The organism is Shimwellia blattae DSM 4481 = NBRC 105725, from assembly GCF_000262305.1.
Taxonomy (GTDB): Bacteria; Pseudomonadota; Gammaproteobacteria; order Enterobacterales; family Enterobacteriaceae; genus Shimwellia; species Shimwellia blattae.
Genome location: NC_017910.1, coordinates 636,426 through 657,054 on the forward strand (window position 1 = coordinate 636,426; position 20,629 = coordinate 657,054).

General features: G+C 54.3%; 22 protein-coding genes and 2 pseudogenes. 10 read left to right on the top strand and 14 right to left on the bottom strand.

What is annotated here, in order from left to right; all coding sequences use genetic code 11:
- Positions 1–41 precede the first annotated feature (41 nt).
- Together exbB and exbD are read left to right on the top strand one after the other, a co-directional pair.
- Complete coding sequence (gene exbB, locus EBL_RS02950; protein ID WP_126298240.1) at positions 42–779, top strand: tol-pal system-associated acyl-CoA thioesterase; 738 nt, start codon at positions 42–44, stop codon at positions 777–779.
- Positions 780–785: 6 nt separating this feature from the next.
- A complete protein-coding gene (gene exbD / locus EBL_RS02955; RefSeq protein ID WP_002443429.1) occupies positions 786–1,220 on the top strand; it encodes a TonB system transport protein ExbD in 435 nt (144 codons plus the stop codon).
- Positions 1,221–1,271: 51 nt separating this feature from the next.
- Here exbD and EBL_RS02960 read toward each other — a convergent pair whose 3' ends face one another.
- Together EBL_RS02960 and mgrA are read right to left on the bottom strand one after the other, a co-directional pair.
- Entirely contained in the window at positions 1,272–1,826 is a 555-nt protein-coding gene (locus tag EBL_RS02960) for a sugar O-acetyltransferase (RefSeq protein WP_002443432.1), read from the bottom strand.
- Between the two features lie 145 nt (positions 1,827–1,971).
- On the bottom strand, positions 1,972–3,012 hold the full coding sequence (gene mgrA, locus EBL_RS02965) for an L-glyceraldehyde 3-phosphate reductase (protein WP_002443434.1): 1,041 nt from the start codon (positions 3,010–3,012) through the stop codon (positions 1,972–1,974).
- Between the two features lie 531 nt (positions 3,013–3,543).
- On the opposite strand from mgrA, the gene mqo reads away from it, so the two are divergent.
- Positions 3,544–5,181 carry a malate dehydrogenase (quinone) gene (gene mqo / locus EBL_RS02970; protein ID WP_002443436.1) on the top strand — a complete coding sequence of 546 codons (1,638 nt, stop codon included), beginning with the start codon at positions 3,544–3,546 and terminating at the stop codon, positions 5,179–5,181.
- Positions 5,182–5,235: 54 nt separating this feature from the next.
- On the opposite strand, the gene EBL_RS02975 is transcribed toward mqo, so the two are convergent.
- The 4 genes from EBL_RS02975 to EBL_RS02990 form a co-directional block, all read right to left on the bottom strand.
- Entirely contained in the window at positions 5,236–5,472 is a 237-nt protein-coding gene (locus EBL_RS02975) for a hypothetical protein (protein WP_002443438.1), read from the bottom strand.
- Between the two features lie 160 nt (positions 5,473–5,632).
- Positions 5,633–6,490 (bottom strand): glutathione-dependent disulfide-bond oxidoreductase, encoded by an 858-nt coding sequence (gene yghU, locus EBL_RS02980; RefSeq protein WP_002443439.1) that lies wholly within the window; start codon positions 6,488–6,490, stop codon positions 5,633–5,635.
- A gap of 122 nt (positions 6,491–6,612) precedes the next feature.
- The gene (gene yjiA, locus EBL_RS02985) at positions 6,613–7,575 is read right to left on the bottom strand and encodes a GTPase (RefSeq protein WP_002443441.1); all 963 of its coding nucleotides are present in this window, start codon (positions 7,573–7,575) and stop codon (positions 6,613–6,615) included.
- A 141-nt stretch (positions 7,576–7,716) separates the two neighbouring features.
- Entirely contained in the window at positions 7,717–9,021 is a 1,305-nt protein-coding gene (locus EBL_RS02990; protein ID WP_002443443.1) for an HD domain-containing phosphohydrolase, read from the bottom strand.
- A gap of 366 nt (positions 9,022–9,387) precedes the next feature.
- Between EBL_RS02990 and tpx the strand changes: the two genes are divergently transcribed.
- The gene (tpx, locus tag EBL_RS02995; RefSeq protein ID WP_002443446.1) at positions 9,388–9,894 is read left to right on the top strand and encodes a thiol peroxidase; all 507 of its coding nucleotides are present in this window, start codon (positions 9,388–9,390) and stop codon (positions 9,892–9,894) included.
- A gap of 13 nt (positions 9,895–9,907) precedes the next feature.
- Here tpx and EBL_RS03000 read toward each other — a convergent pair whose 3' ends face one another.
- The 3 genes from EBL_RS03000 to pdxR form a co-directional block, all read right to left on the bottom strand.
- Positions 9,908–10,192 carry a type II toxin-antitoxin system RelE/ParE family toxin gene (locus EBL_RS03000; RefSeq protein ID WP_002443448.1) on the bottom strand — a complete coding sequence of 95 codons (285 nt, stop codon included), beginning with the start codon at positions 10,190–10,192 and terminating at the stop codon, positions 9,908–9,910.
- A 2-nt stretch (positions 10,193–10,194) separates the two neighbouring features.
- Entirely contained in the window at positions 10,195–10,455 is a 261-nt protein-coding gene (locus EBL_RS03005) for a type II toxin-antitoxin system Phd/YefM family antitoxin (protein ID WP_002443450.1), read from the bottom strand.
- Between the two features lie 132 nt (positions 10,456–10,587).
- The gene (pdxR, locus tag EBL_RS03010; protein WP_002443453.1) at positions 10,588–12,003 is read right to left on the bottom strand and encodes a MocR-like pyridoxine biosynthesis transcription factor PdxR; all 1,416 of its coding nucleotides are present in this window, start codon (positions 12,001–12,003) and stop codon (positions 10,588–10,590) included.
- A 120-nt stretch (positions 12,004–12,123) separates the two neighbouring features.
- Here pdxR and EBL_RS03015 point away from each other — a divergent pair, with 120 nt between their 5' ends.
- Positions 12,124–12,579, top strand: a complete 456-nt coding sequence (locus EBL_RS03015) for a carboxymuconolactone decarboxylase family protein (protein WP_002443455.1) — start codon at positions 12,124–12,126, stop codon at positions 12,577–12,579.
- 42 nt (positions 12,580–12,621) lie between these two features.
- Positions 12,622–12,827 (top strand): annotated as a pseudogene (locus EBL_RS19595) (IncC plasmid conjugative DNA transfer DtrJ family protein); the annotation flags it as partial.
- 47 nt (positions 12,828–12,874) lie between these two features.
- Here the strand turns inward: EBL_RS19595 and EBL_RS19600 are convergent.
- The 3 genes and pseudogenes from EBL_RS19600 to EBL_RS20920 all read right to left on the bottom strand — a co-directional run.
- Complete coding sequence (locus EBL_RS19600; protein ID WP_014715805.1) at positions 12,875–13,210, bottom strand: hypothetical protein; 336 nt, start codon at positions 13,208–13,210, stop codon at positions 12,875–12,877.
- 83 nt (positions 13,211–13,293) lie between these two features.
- Entirely contained in the window at positions 13,294–13,521 is a 228-nt protein-coding gene (locus EBL_RS19605; protein WP_002443459.1) for a type II toxin-antitoxin system RelE/ParE family toxin, read from the bottom strand.
- 25 nt (positions 13,522–13,546) lie between these two features.
- A pseudogene (locus EBL_RS20920) lies at positions 13,547–13,666 on the bottom strand (antitoxin PaaA2 family protein); the annotation flags it as partial.
- Positions 13,667–13,819: 153 nt separating this feature from the next.
- Here EBL_RS20920 and EBL_RS20270 point away from each other — a divergent pair.
- Positions 13,820–15,333 (top strand): IS3 family transposase gene (locus tag EBL_RS20270; RefSeq protein WP_126298233.1). Its coding sequence is split into 2 segments (ribosomal slippage): positions 13,820–14,273 and positions 14,273–15,333, totalling 1,515 coding nucleotides; the frame shifts between segments, so codons are not numbered across the junction.
- A 1-nt stretch (position 15,334) separates the two neighbouring features.
- Here the strand turns inward: EBL_RS20270 and EBL_RS03030 are convergent.
- The gene (locus tag EBL_RS03030; RefSeq protein ID WP_014715806.1) at positions 15,335–15,529 is read right to left on the bottom strand and encodes a 2-thiouracil desulfurase family protein; all 195 of its coding nucleotides are present in this window, start codon (positions 15,527–15,529) and stop codon (positions 15,335–15,337) included.
- Between the two features lie 220 nt (positions 15,530–15,749).
- On the opposite strand from EBL_RS03030, the gene EBL_RS03035 reads away from it, so the two are divergent.
- Together EBL_RS03035 and EBL_RS03040 are read left to right on the top strand one after the other, a co-directional pair.
- Positions 15,750–16,169, top strand: coding sequence for a hypothetical protein (locus EBL_RS03035; protein ID WP_002445509.1), 420 nt, complete (start codon positions 15,750–15,752; stop codon positions 16,167–16,169).
- An 820-nt stretch (positions 16,170–16,989) separates the two neighbouring features.
- Positions 16,990–17,775: a membrane protein gene (locus EBL_RS03040; protein WP_014715808.1), complete on the top strand. Its 786-nt coding sequence runs from the start codon at positions 16,990–16,992 to the stop codon at positions 17,773–17,775.
- A 2-nt stretch (positions 17,776–17,777) separates the two neighbouring features.
- Here EBL_RS03040 and EBL_RS03045 read toward each other — a convergent pair.
- A protein-coding gene (locus EBL_RS03045) for an IS3 family transposase (protein ID WP_126298255.1) occupies positions 17,778–18,865 on the bottom strand; the annotation gives its coding sequence in 2 pieces (ribosomal slippage) (positions 17,778–18,613 and positions 18,613–18,865; 1,089 coding nt in all).
- Between the two features lie 98 nt (positions 18,866–18,963).
- Here EBL_RS03045 and EBL_RS03055 point away from each other — a divergent pair.
- Positions 18,964–20,421 (top strand): cbb3-type cytochrome c oxidase subunit I, encoded by a 1,458-nt coding sequence (locus tag EBL_RS03055; protein ID WP_014715810.1) that lies wholly within the window; start codon positions 18,964–18,966, stop codon positions 20,419–20,421.
- The last annotated feature ends 208 nt before the right edge of the window (positions 20,422–20,629 follow it).

Consider the following 20,629-nt stretch of genomic DNA (forward strand, 5'->3'; position numbering starts at 1 on the left):
ATGTGCGGCAGTTTTCCTTATGTTCGTCCTGGAGCGTTAGCGTGGAAGAAAATTTGATGCAGGCGGATCTCTCTGTCCTGGGGATGTATCACCATGCCGATTTAGTGGTAAAAGCGGTGATGATTGGCTTAATACTGGCATCGGTGGTGACCTGGGCGATCTTCTTTAGTAAAGGCGCTGAGTTTATTAAACAGAAACGTCGTCTTAAGCAGGAACAGCAACTGCTCAGTGAGGCGCGTTCCTTTACCCAGGCGCGCGAAATCGTGCAGCAGTTTGCAGAGAACAGCTTCAGCCGCCAGCTGGTTAATGAAGTGCACAACGAGCTGGAGCTCTCTTCCGGCAGCGAAGATAACGAAGGCATTAAAGATCGCAGCGCTTTTCGCCTGGAGCGCAAAGTGGCCGGGGTGGCCCGCTACCTGGGGCGCAGTAATGGCTACCTGGCGACCATCGGGGCGATTGCGCCATTTGTCGGGCTGTTCGGGACCGTATGGGGCATTATGAACAGCTTTATCAGCATTGCTCACAGCCAGACCACGAACCTGTCTGTGGTGGCCCCCGGTATCGCCGAAGCCCTGCTGGCAACGGCTATCGGCCTTGTGGCCGCGATCCCGGCGGTCATTATCTACAATATCTTCTCCCGCACGATCAATGGCTATAAAGCCGATCTGGGCGATGTGGCCGCACAGGTCCTGCTGCTGCAAAGCCGCGATCTGGATTTAAGCGCCAGTTCTGTGCCCTCTGTCAGTGCCCACAGTGCCCAGAAATTACGTATAGGATAATGCCCCGTGGCCATGCATCTGAATGAAAACGCCGGTGAAGATAATGAAATGCACGACATCAACGTTACGCCGTTTATCGACGTTATCCTGGTGTTGCTGATTATCTTTATGGTGGCGGCACCGCTGGCAACGGTGGATGTGAAGGTGAATTTGCCCGCCTCGTCCAGTGAGCCGCAGCCGCGCCCGGAAAAACCCGTGTACCTGTCCGTGAAGGCAGATAAAGCGATGTTTATCGGCAATGAGCCGGTTACCGACGCCACAATGGTCGACACGCTCAACAGCATTACCGCCGGTAAGAAAGACACCACCGTGTTCTTCCGGGCGGATAAAACCGTCGATTACGAAACCCTGATGAACGTGATGGACAGGCTGCGCCAGGCTGGCTACCTGAAGATTGGTCTGGTGGGTGAAGAGGCCGCCACGGCCCACCGCCCGGGCTGAGCCCGCACTACTTGTTACCAGAGCCCCCGCCAGCGCGGGGGCTTTTTTGTATCAGCAAAGGCTTTTGACCACCCGGCACGGGTTGCCGCAGGCCACGGAGCCTGGCGGAACGGAGCGGGTCACCACGCTTCCGGCACCGATCGTGCTACCGGCACCAATGGTGACACCGGGCAGTAAAATACAGCCGCCGCCTATCCAGACATCATCTTCAATGGTGACCGGCCGCGCGCTGCCGATATGCTGGCGGCGCGTGGTGATATCCAGCGGGTGCTGTGCGGTATAGACCTGAACATCCGGGCCGATAAACACATTATTCCCCACCCGGAACGGGGCGCAGTCCAGCAGCACGAAATTGAAGTTAATAAACACGTTATTGCCCAGCACCGTGTTGCAGCCGTAGTCGACCCGCAGCCCCTTTTCTATGTGAACGTTGTCGCCCACGGTGCCAAATATTTTGCGGATCAGCGCATCTTTTTCCCCTTTCTGGCGGGCGGCTAACTGGTTAAACGCATCGGTGCGATCCCGGGTGGTATAGCGGATCTCAACCAGCTCATGATCATTAATGTCGTAGGGCTCCCCGGCGACCATTTTGTCAAATGCACGCATTTCTGGTTCTCAGTGGCGAAAGAATAGGGGGATTAATCCAGATTTCCGGCGCCGGGGCTATGAGGTTGCGCACGGCCGGGCGGATAGTGAATGGATAAAGCAGAATAGCCCATACGCAGCCCCGCCGGAGCGGGGCCGGTGAAGGTTATTTATCTGAAGAGGCCTGCCACAGGTTCAGTTCCCCGTCGGCAACGTACTGGTCTATTTTGTCCAGCTCTTCCTGGCTGAAGTGCAGGTTATCCAGCGCTTTTACGTTTTCCTCCAGCTGTTCCGGGCGGCTGGCGCCAATCAGCACCGAGGTGATGCTGTCGTCTTTGAGCAACCAGCTCAGGGCCATTTGCGCCATACTCTGGCCCCGCTGTTGCGCCATCTCGTTGAGCAGTCTCAGGCTGTTGAGGTTGCTCTCACTGAGCATGTTTTCCGTCAGCCCCCGCTCGCGCTTACCTTCGTAGAACATCCGTGAGCCCTGCGGAATACCGTTGAGGTATTTGCCGGTCAGCAGCCCCTGGGCCAGCGGCGTAAAGGCAATACAGCCCGTGCCGGTCTCTTTTAACACATCCAGCAGGCCGCTCTTATCCACCCAGCGGTTCAGCAGGTTATAGGACGGCTGGTGGATCAGTAGCGGAATTTTCCACTCTGCCAGCAGGGCGGCCATTTCGCGGGTGCGCTCGGGCGAGTAAGAGGAGATCCCCACATACAGCGCTTTGCCGCTCTGCACCGCCTGGGCCAGGGCTGCAGCGGTCTCTTCCATGGGGGTTTGTTCATCGACCCGGTGGGAGTAGAAAATATCGACATAGTCCAGCCCCATGCGTTGCAGGCTCTGGTCCAGACTGGCGAGTAAATATTTGCGTGAACTGCCGTTACCGTAAGGGCCGGGCCACATATCGTAACCGGCCTTGGTGGAGATAATCAGCTCATCACGGTAGGGGCGGAAATCTTCATGCAGCAGTTTACCGAAGTTGCTTTCTGCACTGCCGGGCCCCGGCCCGTAGTTATTCGCCAGATCAAAATGGGTTATCCCCAGATCAAAAGCTGTGCGTAACAGGGCGCGCTGGGTCTCCAGCGGGTTATTGTCACCAAAAGAGTGCCACAGACCGAGAGAAAGCGCGGGCAGGCGCAAACCACTGTGCCCGCAGAGGCGGTACGCCATCTGCTGATAGCGTTCCGGGCTGGCAAGGTAAGGCATAATGACTCCTCATTTCACTGGTTTTTAAAACATTGTTTTGATCTGCTACTTCCCCACAGTACACCAGAACGCGACATAATAAAATGTGCCGTGAATGCGGGTTTGCGGATAAAGTAATCGCGAGAGTGGATAATTAATAACCTGAGGGAATGATTAATTTTTTGATATTTTGTCCGCTTCGTTGAGGATATTTCGTTTTTTCATTGACCTGCCTCGATTCAGTTATTTATTTTTACTGATACCATTTTTTGTAAAATCTTATTAACATTACAATGTTATTTTTTAATCTTTAATAAAACACTTTAACAAAATATAGAAAGTGCTAAGGTATTCACGCGCCGCCGTTCCTGTTTTTTTTGTTCAGTGGACGCATTGCCTGATACCCCACCGTTCCGGTCGCCAGTGCCCGGAGCGCACAGCACTCTCAGCCGGGTTCACTGCCGTATGCGCATGGCGGCTGAATGGCCTGAGTTAGCGCAGTGACAGAGTATCCGGTTAGATAAACAATGATGAGATTGAGGCAGAGTACAGATGAGTAAGGACTTTCTTGCGACATCCACGACCAGCCCGCAGGGCATGGCGCGTAGAGCAAACGCCGCGACAGATCCCGTTGATGTGTTACTGATTGGGGGAGGCGTGATGAGCGCGACCCTGGCGGCGTATATCCAGGATCTTGAACCCGACTGGTCAATGGCCATGGTGGAGCGACTGGACGGGATCGCAAAAGAGAGCTCCAACGGCTGGAACAACGCCGGTACTGGCCACTCTGCCCTGGCGGAACTGAACTACACGCCGGAATCCGCTGACGGTGAAATCGACATCACCAAAGCGGTGAAGATCAACGAATCTTTCCAGATCTCCCGCCAGTTCTGGTCCTGGCAGGTGCGCAATAATATGCTGCACAACCCGCCATCATTTATTAACAGCGTGCCGCACATGAGCTTTGTGTGGGGCGAACAGAACGTTAACTTCCTGCGTAAGCGCTTCCACGCCCTGCAAAAAAGCACCCTGTTCCGCGGTATGGAGTATTCCGAAGATCCGCAGCAGATAGCCCAGTGGGTGCCGCTGGTGATGGAAGGGCGTAAACCCGGTGAGAAAATTGCCGCCACCCGTATTCTTGGCGGTACGGACGTGAACTTTGGCGAGATTACCCGCCAGCTGGTGGGCTCGTTACAGAAGAAGAGCAACTTCAGCCTGAGCCTGTCTACTGCCGTGCGCGATATCAAACGCAACAGTGACAAGAGCTGGCGCGTGACCGTACAGGATCTGAAAACCAGCCAGAAGCGCACCATCAACGCCCGGTTTGTGTTTATCGGCGCGGGCGGTGCCTCTCTGACGCTGCTGCAAAAATCCGGCATTCCTGAAGCGGCCGATTACGCCGGTTTCCCGGTGGGCGGGGAGTTCCTGGTCACGGAAAACCCGGAAGTGGTGAACCGCCATCTGGCGAAAATGTACGGTATGGCTCCGGTGGGCGCGCCGCCCATGTCGGTGCCGCACCTGGATACCCGTATTCTGGACGGTAAGCGGGTGCTGCTGTTCGGGCCGTTCGCCACGTTCTCTACCCGTTTCCTGAAAGAGGGGTCGTTGCTGGATCTGTTCGCCACCATTACCCCGTCAAATATTAAACCGATGCTTCACGTGGGCTTTGATAACCTCGATCTGGTGAAATACCTGATAAGCCAGGTGATGCAAAGCGATGAAGACCGCTACGAGGCGCTCAGCCACTACTATCCGGATGCAGATCCTACCGACTGGCGCCTGTGGAAGGCGGGCCAGCGGGTACAGATCATTAAGCGCGACCCGGTAAAAGGGGGCGAGCTGCGCCCGGGCACAGAAGTGGTCAGCGACAAGGAGGGGACCATTGCCGCGCTGCTGGGTGCTTCGCCGGGTGCCTCTACCGCCGCGCCGATTATGCTGCGCCTGCTGGAGAGCGTCTTTAAAGAGAAGGTCGCCACCGCCGCCTGGCAGGAGAAATTACGCCAGATTATTCCTTCATGGGGTAAGGCGCTGAATGGCGACCCGGAAGCCGCCGAACAGGAGCTGCAATACACCAGCGAAGTGCTGCAGCTTGATCGTCCGCTGAAGGACTCCCCGGTCTCCCAGGCCCCGCGCCCGGATCCGGACGTACCGGCCCCTCAGCACAAACCCGTGGCGGATATTGCCCTGTAATACCGTAATACCACACCCTATTCACCATTTGCGCCCCGGAAACGGGGCGTTTTTTTAGGTTTTACTCAGCTGTTTATGCAGGTAGGCCACGGTGTGTGCATCGTCAAGCGTGTTGATGATGTTCTGGTGCGCGCTGCTAATCAGCTGGTTGAGCATCTGGCTTATCGTGACATTGTGGTAGCAGGCCAGGCGCTCCAGGCGGAACTGCGCTGACCATGACAGCTGAACCACGACCGGTGCCGAGACCGGATAATGGGTGTTATCACCTTGCGCCATGCTGTTCTCTGGCATGTCTGCTCCCTGTGAATGTTCTGTCGGTATTCCGTTTATCTTCTTTCCTGAATAAACATGACTATAGCGGTTTCCCGGGTAAAAATTAGCTGAATTATATTTACCAATATCGCTATTGTGCCCGGGGGAAGGGTGTGCATCCCCCGGCCACGGGAAGGGCTCAGAATGTCAGCTGCGTGAAATCGCTACTGCTGTGGCGCTCGGCGAGAAATTCACCGGGGGTGCCTGAGGTGCGGTTTACCCGGTGCCCGCGCTGCACGGCCGGGCGTCTGGCAACCTCTCTGGCCCAGCGCAGAACGTGGGGGTAGTCCTGCTCCACATTCAGGAAGGTTGCGCTGTCGCCATATTGCTGCCCCAGCACCAGGTTGCCATACCAGGGCCACACGGCCATATCCGCGATACTGTACCGGGCGCCCGCCACAAAGGGGTGCTCTGCCAGTTGCCGGTTGAGTACATCCAGCTGGCGCTTGGCCTCCATGGTGAAGCGGTCAATGGCATACTCAATTTTGACCGGCGCATAGTGATAGAAATGGCCGAACCCGCCTCCCAGGTAGGGGGCAGAACCCTGAAGCCAGAATAACCAGTTCAGGGTTTCGGTGCGCTCTGCCCACTCCCGGGAGAGGAAGTGGCCAAATTTATCCGCCAGGTAGAGCAGGATAGCGCCGGACTCAAACACCCGCACCGCCGGTGATTCAGAGCTATCCAGCAGGGCCGGAATTTTAGAGTTAGGGTTCACGCCAACAAACCCGCTGGAGAACTGATCCCCCTCACCAATGCGGATAAGCCAGGCGTCATATTCTGCGGCGCTGACCCCAAGGGCCAGCAGCTCTTCGAGCATAATAGTGACTTTCTGGCCGTTAGGGGTGCCCATGGAGTAAAGCTGGAGCGGGTGTTTACCGGTGGGGAGTGTCGCCTCGTGGGTGGCTCCGGCGATGGGGCGGTTGGTTTTCGACCATACCCCGGCCGCCTGCTGGTTCCAGACCCAGACCCGGGCTGGCTGATAATGGTTGTCTGGCATAGTGTTCTCTGCTGTTAGTGAAATAAATAAAGGCTCACAGAGAAACAAGTGTAGCAGCCCCCGGCAGGCCGGATCTGGCGATACGGGCGAATCCGGCCGACCGGGGGCAGGCGGCGGGCCCGCTAGCGTTTCAGGCTGGCGAAGGCCTCGCGAATGTGCTGTTCCGGTAAGCGGGCGCCGATAAACACCAGCGTACTGTGGCGGGTTTCGTCGTCCTGCCAGTCCCGATCCCAGTCTGCGCTGTACAGGCGTTGCACCCCCTGGAACAGCAGGCGGCGCGGCTCGCCCTCAATCCACAGCATGCCTTTATAGCGCAGCAGATTGTCGGCGAACTCCAGCAGCAGTTGCTCCATCACCCGGGAGATATCACTCAGCCCTACCGGGTAGTCCAGCTCAATCACCACCGATGAGATATCCACCGGCTGGCTGGCCATAAAGTGAAAGCGCGGCGTGCTGGCGGGCAGAATGCGCTCTTCCAGCATAAAACCGTTGGTATCGAACAGCAGCGCGAGATCGATATCCCCGTGGACCACGGTGTAAACCGGTGCCCGGGCGTTGATCCGCCCAAGCCGCGCCAGCAGCGGCTCAGTATCCCCGGCCACGTCAGTTTTGGTGAGCAGCAGGCGATCCGCGTAACCGACCTGGGACTGGGCCAGGGCGTAGTTGTTCATCTGCTGATCCGCATGGACCGCATCCACCAGGGTGATGACCCCGTCCAGCAGGTAGCGCTCGCAGAGCACCTCATGGGAGAAAAATGTCTGAATAATCGGGCCGGGATCGGCCATGCCGGTGCACTCAATCAGCAGCCGGTCGAAGGTTATTTCGCCTTTATCCAGACAGTCCAGCAGATCCAGCAACGCATCTTCCAGCTCGTTAGAGCGGGTGCAGCAGATGCAGCCGTTGGTCAGGGTCCGAATCTGGGTGGAGCGATCGCCAATCAACTGATCGTCAATCGCCACTTCGCCAAATTCGTTTTCAATAACGGCGATTTTGTACTGGTGCGGCTGGTTCAGAATATGGCGCAACAGGGTGGTTTTTCCGGCACCCAGAAAACCGGTGAGGACGGTTACAGCAATAGGTTTCATACCCGTGGGTGTCTCCTTGTGGTTCCGCAACATATGCCCGGCCGTGACGCGGCAGGCCAGGTGAACCCCCACTATACGATATGGCGGCCCGCGCAGTGGTATTTGATAGCCAGAGTTGGAGCCGGCTAGCAGAATCTGCCGTCAGGGCCGTTCTGAGCGCTGGTTACCGCTGATGGGCAGCGGCAAAAACAGGCTTCTGGAGAACTGGATCCGCCCGGCAGGCGCGGGGCGTGATTTTTTCAGGTAGTTTTTGCTTATCATCTCAATGCCGCAGTCGATAAGCGCCACGTTGCTCTCCAGGCACTGGAAGATATCGGCATCCAGTTTCCCCGCCGCCACCTCCTGGCGGATGATAGCCAGCGCCTGCACATTCTTCATGCCCTTGCGGTAGGGGCGGTCTTCGGTCAGGGCGGTGTAGATATCGGCAATGGCGAGAATACGGCTGGGAATATCGAGGTAGGCTTTGGTGAGGTGGTAAGGATATCCGGAGCCATCCAGGCGTTCGTGGTGGTGTTCCGCCCACTGGGCGATGGTGCTCAGCGCCGGGTATTCACTTAAGATCTCCCCGGTTTTGTAGCTGTGCCCCTTGATGCGGGAGAACTCCCTGTCATTCAGCCGGTCGGCTTTTTCGATGATGGTCACCGGGATATAAATTTTCCCCAGATCGTGCAGGTAACCGGCGATTTCAATCAGTTTTTGCTCCCGCCCCCCCATACCGTACTGCATGGCCAGGCGCCGGGCCACCGCGCCCACACTGATACTGTGGCTGACGGTAAAGCTGCTGTACCTGTCGACAATTCTGGCAATCAGCAGGCAGATCTCCCGGAACTGATCAATATCCAGGTGAACCGCCTTCACCGGGCTGATGATATCCATCACCCGGGAAAGCCCGCTGTTCTCAAGGCGGAACCAGAAGTAGTCCTGCTCTTCAAGATCGCGAAAGGCTGCAAAGATCTCGTCGGGAAACTGGCCCCGGTAGCGCTCGCAGAACCGGTTGATGATCTCCCCGGCATTGGCAAACAGCTGGTTATCATTCAGCGGGAGTATGCGCTCCACACAGTCGGCAAAGGCGACAATATACTGCTCGATACTGCCTTTTCTTTCCGGGTCGTCCGCCAGGTGCTTGTGGTGGTTGAGGATAATATCGCGTATGGGTTTGAACACCTTAAACCCGTACAGCATCCGGTAGCCGCTGAGCTGGTGGGGGTCATCGGCGTAGTCGATGGCGTCCAGGGTGTCTATCCGCCGGGCGTCGCCAATCATGCCGATATCGTGCAGCAGGGCGGCAACAAACACTTTGCCCTGGGATTTTCTGGGCAGATCCATGCGTACGGCAAGCTCCTGGGCAATACAGGCAGTGCGCTGCATGTGCTGGCTGACAGGCTGATTTACCGCCGAAATGACATCAATAATCAGTTTGAGCGCTGAATGAAATGATATGTCCAAGGTGCTGTCCGGGTGTGTTTGCTGCTCCGTTAAAGGGCGCTGAAAAAGGCCAAAACCACGGCGTCCCGCTGTGGGCGAATATGATAGCAAAGGATAGCAACAGAAACAGGGATGACCGGTGGATTTGGGGTTTATCTGGTTTTTTGATCATTCGGGATTTTGCCGGATGTGACCGGCTCAACGTTTTCTGTTGATGGCGGTATGGCGCTCTGAGCAGGGCGCCTGTCATCAGATAATTGTGCTGCTGTCCAGCCATGTTTCCGCCCCCGGCAAGAGAATATCAGGTTTCGGGCTTGCACTTGCCGGGCGGCGCGCTATGCTTGCGGCCGGATATGAAAATGTTAATTGTTTTTTATGGAGGTGGTCATGTCTGCAACAATTACTGATGAAGGTAAACGCATTTCGGTGGGCGGGGAATTACCTGTGGCTGGCCAGCCGGCACCGGCATTTACTCTGGTAGACAGCGACCTGAAAAATCGCAGCCTGGCGGAATTTGCCGGTAAACGGGTGGTGCTGAATATTTTCCCGAGTGTGGACACCCCAACCTGCGCCATGTCTGTGCGCCATTTTAATGCTCTGGCATCGGGCCTTGATAATACCGTTGTGCTGTGTATTTCTGCGGATCTGCCGTTTGCCCAGCAGCGTTTTTGTGGAGCGGAAGGGCTGAGCAATGTGCTGACCCTTTCCACCATGCGCGGGCGCGAGTTCCTGCACAATTACGGGGTGGAGATCACCAGCGGTGAGTGTGAAGGTCTGGCCGCCCGGGCGGTGGTCATTGTAGACGAGAAAGGCACGGTCATTTACACCCAGCTGGTGGCGGAGCTGGCGGATGAGCCGGACTACGACGCCGCAGTGAAGGCACTGCAACGCTGATCCTGCCCGGTATTCAGATGACATCATGCCAGCCGCGCCAGCGGCTGGTATTGTTATGGCTGTCCGGCGGTTGCTTACTGTAATAGATCATATGACTGGCGCAGGGAAAGCTATAAACATTCGGCCCGAATTCATCACTGCGGTTCTGACCGATATCGGGCATGTCGGCGAGACGGACCAGCGTGGTACGCAGGTGTGCCAGGTAGCTCAGTGACTGTTGCTTCCCCCACTGCTGGTGAGTGTAATCGCGGATTTCATAAATATCGTGCCGTGCTTCACCAGTGAGCAGATAAGGCATGATTATTTTCCGTCGTGGGCCAGCAACTGCTCAAAGAAAACGTCACCGTCAAGGGTATTTCCGGCTGCGATATCGTCCCGGGCGCGCTGGATTTTTGCCCTGAGCCATTGCTGTTTCAGCGCCTCCAGCTGCTGATAATCTTCAGCAGACACGACAACAGCAACCGGTTTGCCGTTACGGTTGATTTGTACCGGCTCGCGCTGGACTTTAAGCAGCATATTGCCAAATTGGGTTTTGGCTTCATTTGCCGTCAGGGTATGCATGATTCCACCATATCGTCTGAATCGTTCGATGCGGCCATTATAATTTCTGTTTATTTATTCGCCACCGTTTTTTACGTTGCGGCAGGAAGGGGAGCTGCTGTAGCGCTCCCTGTCTGGCGGGTGGCATCTGGCTCAGCGCGCCAGCTGTTTGCGGATCAGCTGATCCAGCCGCTCACAGGCCTGATAGGTCCTTTCATTCTGCGCATCGGCAATCCCCAGTAATAACCCCGCCGGTGTGGCATCCCCCCCGGTGTACCAGGCCGATAACGGCGAAGGCGCCAGCCCGTGCTGCCAGGCCTCTCTGGCAATGGGGATATCCTGCGCCCCGTCCGGCAGGTTTAACAGGACAGAGAGCCCGTTAACCCGGGCGCAATAGCCCAGGGTATTCAGATGGCTGAGCAGGGCGCTGCTCCTGGCGCTGTAGGTGCGCTTCATTTTGCGCAGGTGGCGCAGAAAATGGCCTTCATGTAAAAAACGCTGTGTCGCCAGCTGAACGGCCGGGTCTGGTGCCGGGGCAAGGCTTGCAACCACGTCGGCAAGGGTCTCTGCCAGGGCAGGCGGGGCAACAATAAACCCAAGGCGCAGCCCGGGGCTGAGGGTTTTACTGAACGAGCCCACATGGATAACCCGGCCGTGGGTATCCATGGCGGCGAGCGCGGGCGCGGCCCGGCGCGTTAGCTGTAAGTCTCCCAGATAATCATCTTCAATAATCCAGCTCTGGTTACGCTCAGCCCAGGCCAGAAGCTGCCTGCGCCTGGCGAGAGATAACGGCATACCCAGCGGTGCCTGCTGGCCCGGTGTCACCAGGGCCAGGGCCGCCCCGGCACCGGCCTGTAACCCGGCAGAGACGTTAATGCCTTCTTCATCTACCGGCACGGGGAGTAGCGCCATTCCGGCCAGCTCCAGCGCCCGCCTGGCGGGCGGAAAGCCCGGATTTTCAACCCAGCATGTTTTCCCGCAGAGGGCCAGCGCATGCAAAATCACCCCCAGCGCCCCGGTGAACCCCGCCGTGATAAACACCCGGGAAGGGTGGCAGGTGATACCCCGGGAAAGGGCCAGCTGGGCGGCTATTTCCTGCCTGAATAGCGCCTCGCCGCGGGGATCGGCATAGCACTGGCGGGCGGCCATACCCGCCCGGGCGGATGCGGCGAACAGGCGGGCAAACAGCGGGGAGGGGAAGGCATCACTGGCCGGGATCCCCATTCTGAAGTGGCCGTCGGGGAAGAAAAAATCCCGGTACAGGGAAGATCCAGGGCGCGCGGCGGGGGCGGCAGCCGTGCTGGCCGGGGGAACCCCGGCAACGCAGGTGCCTTTGGCGCGCGCGGTGGTGACCTGCTGGGTATCGGCCAGGCGTTCGTAGGCAGTTTTCACCGTACCCCGGGAGACGCCAAGCTGGGCGGCAAGATCGATCCATGAGGGCAGGCGATAGCCCGCAGGCAGCACGCCATTATGGATAGCGCTCGCTATGCCGCTGTAGATCTGCTGCGCCAGCGGCACCCGCGCGGTGCGATCTATAGTCAGATTAAGGCGATTTTTCGACACCGGCATTTCCCTGTTTCCTGCCGCTGCGTGCGGCTTTGGTACATTAAAATCACTCAGTTTTGGTTCTTTTTTCTGAATATGCAACTGCTAGTATTACTGCGAAATTTATTGCACAGGAGCAACCGTATGACCCAGCGTATTGATTATATGAAAACCTCACCGGCGGGCGTTAAGGCGCTGGGCGGTGTTCATGCTTATATCGGGCAGTGCGGGCTGGAAAAATCTCTCGTCGAGCTGGTGGATTTGCGGGTCAGCCAGATTAACGGCTGCGCATTTTGTCTTGATATGCACACCCGGGCGCTGCTCGCCCAGGGGATGACGCCGGTCAAACTGGCGCTGGTGCAGGTCTGGGAAGAGGCCGGTAATGTGTTCAGCGCGCGGGAAAAGGCGGCACTGGCCTGGGCTGAAACCGTCACCCGGGTGGCCGATACCCATGTCCCGGACAGCGCTTTTGACGCCGCAGCAGCGGTATTCAGCGAAAAAGAGCTGGCGGACCTGACAATGGCTATCGGGCTGATTAACGCCTATAACCGGCTGGCGATAAGTTTCAGAAATGTGCCCCGGGAAGCGGCAGAGGGGTAGTTTTGCCAGCGTGCCCCGGTAAACTCAGACGCTGCCGGATTCAGACGTGACCTGCGGCACTACGGTGCGGGGTATGAGCCAGGCTTTCTTTACCATCACGCCAGGCGGCTCGTGAAACCTGCCGTGTATATTCCAGTGTGCTCTATTTGTCAGCGCCGTTTGCTATTTACCCTAACCTGTTGCTAGCCGCGCTGCTGATAGGGTTGGCGGTATCGGTGACGATGGGGAGATTTAAGAAGTATTTATAGAATTGAAAACCTCTCTCGACGTGGGAGAGGTTTTCAATGGTATTCGATTATTTAATTTTATTTAAGGCATTGTCTGGTACCCAATATGCTCCATGTTTCCCGGGAATGGTGATTTGCGTGCGATACCACTGAAATGCAGCATCTTTAATGCAAACCTCTACGCCTGACGGGATTTCGATAGCGGCATTTTCTGATAATAATGCAGACAGCTTCTCGTTATCCTGGGGCTTGGTCGCTGAATTCACTACGTTATAGTTTTCTACATTCAGGACACCAAAATAACCGGGTTTGGTTATGGCTGATTTCCCATCCGGGCAAGTCGCAACAGCTGAGGCTGAGCCAGTCATGCTTAATAGTACTATGCAGAATAATTTTTTTTTCACTTTTCATGTCTCCATCATGTAGGGCTGGTTACGGATACTCCTGACAAGCGTGCAATATCCGCAGAATTTCTATTCCAATACCATTAATGACGAGCGTGCAACACCCGCAGAATTTCTATTTCAGTATCATTAATGTGGTAGACAACCAGATAGTTTGGATGGAAAACGATTTCGCGCGTGCCAGCAACTCTGCCAGGACGATAAAGATAAGGATGATGAGGGAGGCTTTTGGCTACATGAACTATCGGCTGATGTAATTTGCGGCTCGCAGCAGGGTTATATTGCTCGATGTAATCAATAATGTCAGCCAAGTTGTTGAGTGCTGATTCTTCCCATTTAACCTATTGCACGCTTTGTCCTCAAAATCCGTCTCTCTTCCAGCATTGCTTCCAGCTTTTCCATTGTATCATCGTGGGGAATGCCCGGACGCGGGTCGTCCAGTGCGGCCTGAAATTTTCAAATTCTTCGTTCTGGTTGTTTGCTGATCTTTCACCTCCTTTTCGCCAGTTTTGGCCTGCATCCATTAATAAAGGGGGGGGGGTAGATCCCTCAATGTCAGGATAGTTGTCACTCCCTCTGAAAAATAATCCTGAGGGCACGGAGTGACAGATGAAACGAATTTCCCCGGAGCGCAAGGCCTCAACACTGGCAAAATTATTCCCGCCCTACAATATGACCGTCGCGGCTGTTGCACAGATGGAAGGGATCGCCGAAGCTACACTGTATCACTGGCGTAAACAGGCTAAAGCAGAGGGGAAACCGGTGCCGGGTAACAGTAAAAACAGTGAGCAGTGGCCAGCAGAAGCCCGTTTTGCCGCCATTGTGGAAACCGCCACGTTAAGTGAAACAGAAATCGCAGAATACTGCCGTAAAAAAGGGCTGTATCCTGAGCAGCTGATACAGTGGAAGCAGGGCTTTATACAGACCGGAAACCCCGGTGATAAAGCAGCGCTGAAGCAAAGTCAGAAGGAAGTTAAACAGCTTAAAAAAGAGCTGGTCCGTAAGGAGAAAGCGCTGGCGGAGGCGGCAGCGATACTGGTACTGCGAAAAAAGCTCAGGGATTACTACGGGGAAACGGACGGGGACGACTGACCCCGGCGGATGAACGACAACAGTTCATTCAGTGGATTAATGAAGCGGTGGTCTCTGGCGCAAGGCTTGCAGTCGCCTGCCGTGAAGTGGCCATCAGCCTGCGTACCTGGTGGCGGTGGCAAAAATGTCCGGAGGATGGTCGTCCGGGGGCAATAAGACCCGCCCCGGCGAATCGCCTCAGCACGGGGGAAGAGCAGCAGATACGGGATATCTGCCACAGGCCGGAATATGCCCGTCTGCCGCCATCACAGATTGTGCCCCGGCTGGCCGACAGGGGAATTTACCTGGCCAGTGAGTCGACATTTTACCGGATATTACGCCGCCATAATGAAGTCCACCACCGGGGACGTCAGTCGCGGCCACAGCGGGTGCCAGCCCCGACGACCTTTACAGCCAGAGCGCCCTGCCAGGTCTGGTCATGGGACATCACCTGGCTGCCCTGCGTGGTGCGTGGTCGCTGGTATTATCTGTATATGATAATTGACCTGTACAGCCGGAAAATCACGGGCTACGAGGTTCATGAAACGGAAAGTGGCGGGCTGGCTGCAGCGCTAATGCAGCGGACAACGCTGCGTGAGGGCTGCTGGCGTCAGCCGCTGGTGCTGCATGCAGATAACGGAGCCGCCATGAAATCGCAGACCCTGCAGATGAAGCTGTATGAGCTGAATATCATACCGTCACACAGCAGGCCACGGGTAAGTAACGATAACGCGTATGCAGAGTCGTTGTTCCGGACACTGAAATATGTACCACAGTGGCCGTCATCGGGGTTCAGAACGCTGAGTGATGCCCGGGAGTGGGTGGAGAAATTTACCCACTGGTACAACGAAGAGCACCGCCACAGCGGGATACGGTATGTCACCCCGGCACAGCGACACCGGGGAGAAGATCACGCGCTTCTGAGGCAACGGGATGAACTGTACCGTCAGGCACAGAAAACACATCCTGAGCGCTGGTCAGGCAGAACGAGAAACTGGCAACCCGAAGGTCCGGTAATGCTGAATCCGGAAAGGGGAAAACAGGCCGCTTAAATTAACCTGGGGTGACAACTACCTTGACACTTACCGTAGATAGCCCTGCCGCCAGTTCCGGGCAGCGGGTGACCAGACGGCCTTCTTCGCGCCAGTGTTGCAGCAGATCTGAGGAACAGGATTTATCGGTACCGTTGTAGCGGACAAGGTGCCCTGACAGGCAGGCGCTAAGCAGGATTATTTCTTTGATGGGCATGGGAGATACCTTTGATAAGGTGCGTGGTAACGCGCTTATCTCGATAGCGGCGGATATAAGGTGGCGGAAAATGAGCGGGTGGCGGTTAGATTTTGGGGGAGAGGAAACGCATATTATAATGAAAAACGAATAGTATCTTCTGCTCTTTAACCCCGTTTATGAACTGCCAGAGGCTAAGCCACGTGTTTTATCCTGAGTGGGTGATACCAGAAGGAGACTCATGGAAGTGATTGAAAAATTTAAGAGGGCGTTAGAAATGAATAAATATCTGTCTGGTCTGTGTGTCGTTTCTTTTTTTTATTTTTCTTCAATAGGTTACGCGCACTCTTCGGGTCTAGATAAAGTTCAGGTTAATATCTACCCCCTCCACTCTAAGATTGGATTTATCCCGGTAATTTCTAATTCAGATGAAATCAAGCCTTCTGATTTCAGTGAGTCGGATCTACAGAAGATGCAGGATAGCCTGAGGAAGAACACCAGCAAAGTCGATGAGCTAACTCAGAAGGTTTTACAGCTTGAGGGAAAGAATTCTGAGCAGGAGAGTAAGATCGAGCGATTGCAAAGAAGCCTTGATGACATGAAGCGGAGCAACGACAACCTTTCAAATCAGGTCAGCAATTTATCCGGCAAAATTAAGTGATAAAAAAGAGCCACCGCCTGTATTAACTTACCGGGCTATTAGCGTAAGCGTGCCTGCATTAAAGCCACGCTTATCAGCGCCCAGAAATCGGCCGTAGCCATATAGCAAAAACCCAGCCATAGGCTGGGTTTTCTAAATAGTGGTGCCGGACTCGGAATCGATGCTTTCATTCATTGTATTGAATATAAAAGATTATTTTTGATGTTGTTGAATTTATGCCCTCATTTATATCCTCGGTCCGTTTCGGTGGATTTTGGGAACCGAACCGGGCACAGCACGGCAGTTAGTCGGGTAAAGAAAGCTTCTGGTACACCACTGCACGTTTTAATAAGGTACCCGAAAATTTAGCAGAAACGCGATCCCATGTTGCATATAGTCATTCTTCTGCAGGCAACCCCGGATATGAAATTATGCAGTGGTACTGGAGCACCACCTCTGGTATGCACTAACTGATATTACATCGTCAGTAGATCTCTTTCAGTAATGTAAGGCCATTAGTGTAGAAAAAACTATCAACTGACCGAAGTAAGTTGTCGGGTTGCTGGAGATAACTTGCCCATACCCGGTGCATAAAACAAGATGCCCTGAAGTTCTGTTCCTTTACACATCATTACACCTGTACAGGCAATCCTGCTGACAATCTCAGGGCTTTCTGACTGACTAACCCTGTCGAATTAACACCTTAAATAGATCATACAAAACATTTTTAAAAGTGGTATTCTAAATGCTACTTTCATTTTTTGTAAATGAATGTAAGGGGCTGACTTCCTCATTCCTTGTGGAAGATGCATTTGTGTTGTTGTAAAAGGATTATATTCCCATGCATTACTCCAGACGGCTCTGGTTGACATTGCTTGTCACCTGCCTCCTTTCGTTTGGCGTGCTTCTCTGGCTTGGTGGTGAAATTTACCAACAGGCTCCTCCGATCCCGGAACGCGTTGTGACTCCCGATGGCACAACAGTGTATACCGGGGAACAAATTCAGAATGGCCAGCAGGCCTGGTTTGCCGCCGGGGGCCAGCAGCTTGGTTCAGTATGGGGCCACGGCAGTTACGTTGCACCAGACTGGTCTGCCGACTGGTTGCACCGGGAAGCGCTTGCTCTGCGCAATATCATCGCCCAGGATCATTTCCACGCGACTTATGATGCCTTGTCAAATGAACAGCAACTCGTTGCCAGTGGGCTGATGAAGCAGGAGATGCGCCAGAATACTTATAATGCACAGCGCAACGTAATCGTTATTTCGCCGCAACGTGCGCAGGCGATTCTCCAGCTCTCTGAGCACTACGATGGCTTGTTTAGTGATGCGCCTGCGTTCCATAAGCTACGCGTTGAGTATGCGATGAAAGAAAATACACTCTCTTCCGCTGTCGCGCGCAACGATCTTAGTGCTTTCTTCTTCTGGAGTGCATGGGCGGCTACGACCGATCGGCCAGGTGATTCCATCACCTATACCAGCAACTGGCCACATGAAGAGCTGGTTGGCAATACACCAAGCCCAAGTCTGGGTATCTGGTCTGTTGCCAGCGTGATTTTGCTGCTCGGTGGGATCGGCGCTCTGGTGTGGTATGGTAATCCCCCCATTTTTAACGGAGGCGATAAGTAGAATCAGGTCATGCGTTGAATATGCTGCATTGGCGTGAAACCATTCAGTGCCATATTCGGACGCTCGTGATTATAAAACCATTGCCAGCGTGTGGCATAGTCCTGCAATTCGTCCAGTGATGTAAACAGGTGCTGTCCCAGCCAGTCATAACGTACAGTCCGGTTATATCGCTCAATATATGCATTTTGCTGAGGTTTTCCGGGTTGAATAAAACGCAGGGTGATATTCTGCTGAGCAGCCCATGACATCAGTATCTTGCCGGTATATTCTGGCCCATTATCACATCGTATTGCTGCTGGTTTACCTTTCCACTCAATCAGTTGTTCGAGTGTCCTCACCACACGATTTGCGGGAAGAGAAAAATCTACCTCAATGGCCAGCGCTTCACGATTAAAGTCATCGATAACATTCAGCAATCGGACGGAACGACCATCCGACAGTTGATCGTGCATGAAGTCCATCGACCAGCATTCATTGCGGCTTTCAGGCACCGCCAGCGGCTCGGGCTTATCCCGTTTCAGTCGTTTTTTCGGTTTAATTCGCCTGTTCAGCGACAACTCGCAATAAATCCGGTATACCCTTTTGTGATTGAACTTAAAGCCTTTTACGTTACGCAGGTACAAAAAGCACAGACCAAAACCCCAGTTGCGCTGACTGTCGGTGATACGGAGTAGCCAGTCAGCAATAACCGTGTTTTCTTCATTCAGTTGAGGCTGATAGCGATAGCAACTTTCGCTGACAACAAACAACTGGCAGGCAAAACGTATGCTGACGCTTCGGTGCCTGACCGCGTCCTGTGCCATCTGCTTTCGCTGCGATGGCTTCACCACTTTTTTGCCATAGCCTCCTGAATAATTTCGGCTTTGAGCCGTTCTTCGGCATACATCTTTTTCAGGCGGCGGTTTTCATCTTCCAGCTCTTTTAGTCGGGCCATCATGGATGCATCCATTCCGCCAAAGCGTGAACGCCACTTGTAGAAACTGGCATTGCTCATACCATGCTCGCGGCACAGTTCAGCAACTGGCGTTCCGGCCTCAGCCTGCTTGAGGATGGCCATGATCTGGCTGTCGGTAAAGCGTGATTTTTTCATAGAGATCTCCCCGGTTCAGATTACGAGAAAATTCTACCTATGAACACACCGGTTTTTCGGGGGGATTACCGTATCACGTACGTGACGAAGATGAAACAGTGAAGATTTCTCCACTGAAAGATCCTTTATTTAACGTCAAACTGACACCCTCCATGCGGGCAACAACTAAATATTTCTACGTGGTTATTGCTCTTTTTCTGGTACAGATCCTGCTGGGCTCTATGACGGCACACTACGGTGTGGAAGGCCAGGATTTCTTTGGCATTCCACTTTCGCGTATTTTGCCGTATACGGTGTTGCGAAGCTGGCATACTCAGCTTTCTGTACTGTGGATTGCGACGGCATGGCTGGCGACGGGGATTTATATTGCGCCACTGATTTCCGGGCATGAGCCTCGCTTCCAGCGAGCCGGGGTGAATATCCTGTTTATTGCTTTGCTGGTCCTGGTCGTGGGCTCTCTGGCGTTTGGTTGGCTGGGTACAATGGGTTATCTCGACGCCCGCCAGAATTTCTATATTGGTTCCCAGGGACTGGAATTCACTAATATGGGGCGTATGTGGCAATGGCTTCTGTTTATTGGCTTGATTATCTGGCTGCTGCTGGTTGGTCGGGCGCTCTGGCCTGCACTCTCTCATCCTTCTGAAAACCGTGGGCTGATCACGCTGATGTTCCTGGCTGCCGTCTGTATCGGTCTGTTCTATGCGAGCTCCCTGATGTGGGGATATCGCGCGCATTACGCCATTATCGAATACTGGCGCTGGTGGCTGGTACACCTGTGGGTTGAAGGTTTCTTTGAAGTCTTCGCAACAGCAGTGATTGCGCTGATATTCTGTAGGCTGGGGTTGGTTCGACCGAGTGCGGCAGATAAAGCAACGCTTTTCTCCACTATCATCTTCCTGTTTGGTGGTATTCTCGGCACACTGCATCACCTTTACTTTACTGGTGCGCCGATTTCGGTGATCGCCTGGGGTTCTATTTTCTCCGCTCTGGAGGTGGTACCTCTCTCTATGGTAGGGATTGAGGCTGCACACAACTATCGGCTGTTGAGTAAGGCTCCCTGGGTGCAACGCTATCGCTGGATGATCTTCTTCTTTGTTTCCGTTGCTTTTTGGAACATGGTTGGGGCGGGCCTGTTGGGTTTTGCAATAAACCCGCCCATTTCGCTCTATTATGTCCAGGGATTAAACCTGACGGCGGCACACGGCCACGCGGCGCTCTTTGGTGTATATGGCCTGCTGGGTATTGGTCTGATGCTGTTCTGCCTGCGCGGGCTAATGGAAGATCATATCTGGATGGATAGCTTACTGAAATGGGCTTTCTGGCTAATGAATATTGGTCTGACTATGATGGTCTTCCTGACGTTGGTACCGGTCGGAATTTATCAGGCGTGGGCCAGTGTGGATAAAGGATTATGGTACGCCCGCTCTGCCGAAGTCGTACATTCCTCTGTTGTTGAAACGCTGGTCTGGCTGCGCGTGCCGGGAGATATTCTCTTTGGCTTCGGGGGCCTTTCCCTTGCTGTTTTTGCCCTGCGTCTTCTGATGAAACGCCGTTAAAAAACACAAGCCTGGCCATGAGGCCAGGCTTGTTCCGGGGAGCCTGCGTAGCCTTGTGTTCATTCAAGTCTTACCCGGTGTCCACGGAAGCCATCGTTTACTCACCACATCAATCGGTACGATTGATTCTTGGGCGCGACTTTCCACATAAGCCTCATCACATCGAATTTTTATGATAACGATATTCATTATCAATTATCTTTACGGA

Bases quoted from the DNA above. Each gene is read 5' to 3' on its own strand.
- EBL_RS03040 (WP_014715808.1), top strand. From the start codon at position 16,990: ATGCATTACTCCAGACGGCTCTGGTTGACATTGCTTGTCACCTGCCTC.
- yghU (WP_002443439.1), bottom strand. From the start codon at position 6,490: ATGCCAGACAACCATTATCAGCCAGCCCGGGTCTGGGTCTGGAACCAG.
- tpx (WP_002443446.1), top strand. From the start codon at position 9,388: ATGTCTGCAACAATTACTGATGAAGGTAAACGCATTTCGGTGGGCGGG.
- pdxR (WP_002443453.1), bottom strand. From the start codon at position 12,003: ATGCCGGTGTCGAAAAATCGCCTTAATCTGACTATAGATCGCACCGCG.
- EBL_RS02960 (WP_002443432.1), bottom strand. From the start codon at position 1,826: ATGCGTGCATTTGACAAAATGGTCGCCGGGGAGCCCTACGACATTAAT.
- EBL_RS03035 (WP_002445509.1), top strand. From the start codon at position 15,750: ATGGAAGTGATTGAAAAATTTAAGAGGGCGTTAGAAATGAATAAATAT.
- EBL_RS03030 (WP_014715806.1), bottom strand. From the start codon at position 15,529: ATGCCCATCAAAGAAATAATCCTGCTTAGCGCCTGCCTGTCAGGGCAC.
- mgrA (WP_002443434.1), bottom strand. From the start codon at position 3,012: ATGCCTTACCTTGCCAGCCCGGAACGCTATCAGCAGATGGCGTACCGC.
- EBL_RS02975 (WP_002443438.1), bottom strand. From the start codon at position 5,472: ATGCCAGAGAACAGCATGGCGCAAGGTGATAACACCCATTATCCGGTC.
- EBL_RS03015 (WP_002443455.1), top strand. From the start codon at position 12,124: ATGACCCAGCGTATTGATTATATGAAAACCTCACCGGCGGGCGTTAAG.
- EBL_RS03005 (WP_002443450.1), bottom strand. From the start codon at position 10,455: ATGCATACCCTGACGGCAAATGAAGCCAAAACCCAATTTGGCAATATG.
- EBL_RS03000 (WP_002443448.1), bottom strand. From the start codon at position 10,192: ATGCCTTATCTGCTCACTGGTGAAGCACGGCACGATATTTATGAAATC.
- mqo (WP_002443436.1), top strand. From the start codon at position 3,544: ATGAGTAAGGACTTTCTTGCGACATCCACGACCAGCCCGCAGGGCATG.
- yjiA (WP_002443441.1), bottom strand. From the start codon at position 7,575: ATGAAACCTATTGCTGTAACCGTCCTCACCGGTTTTCTGGGTGCCGGA.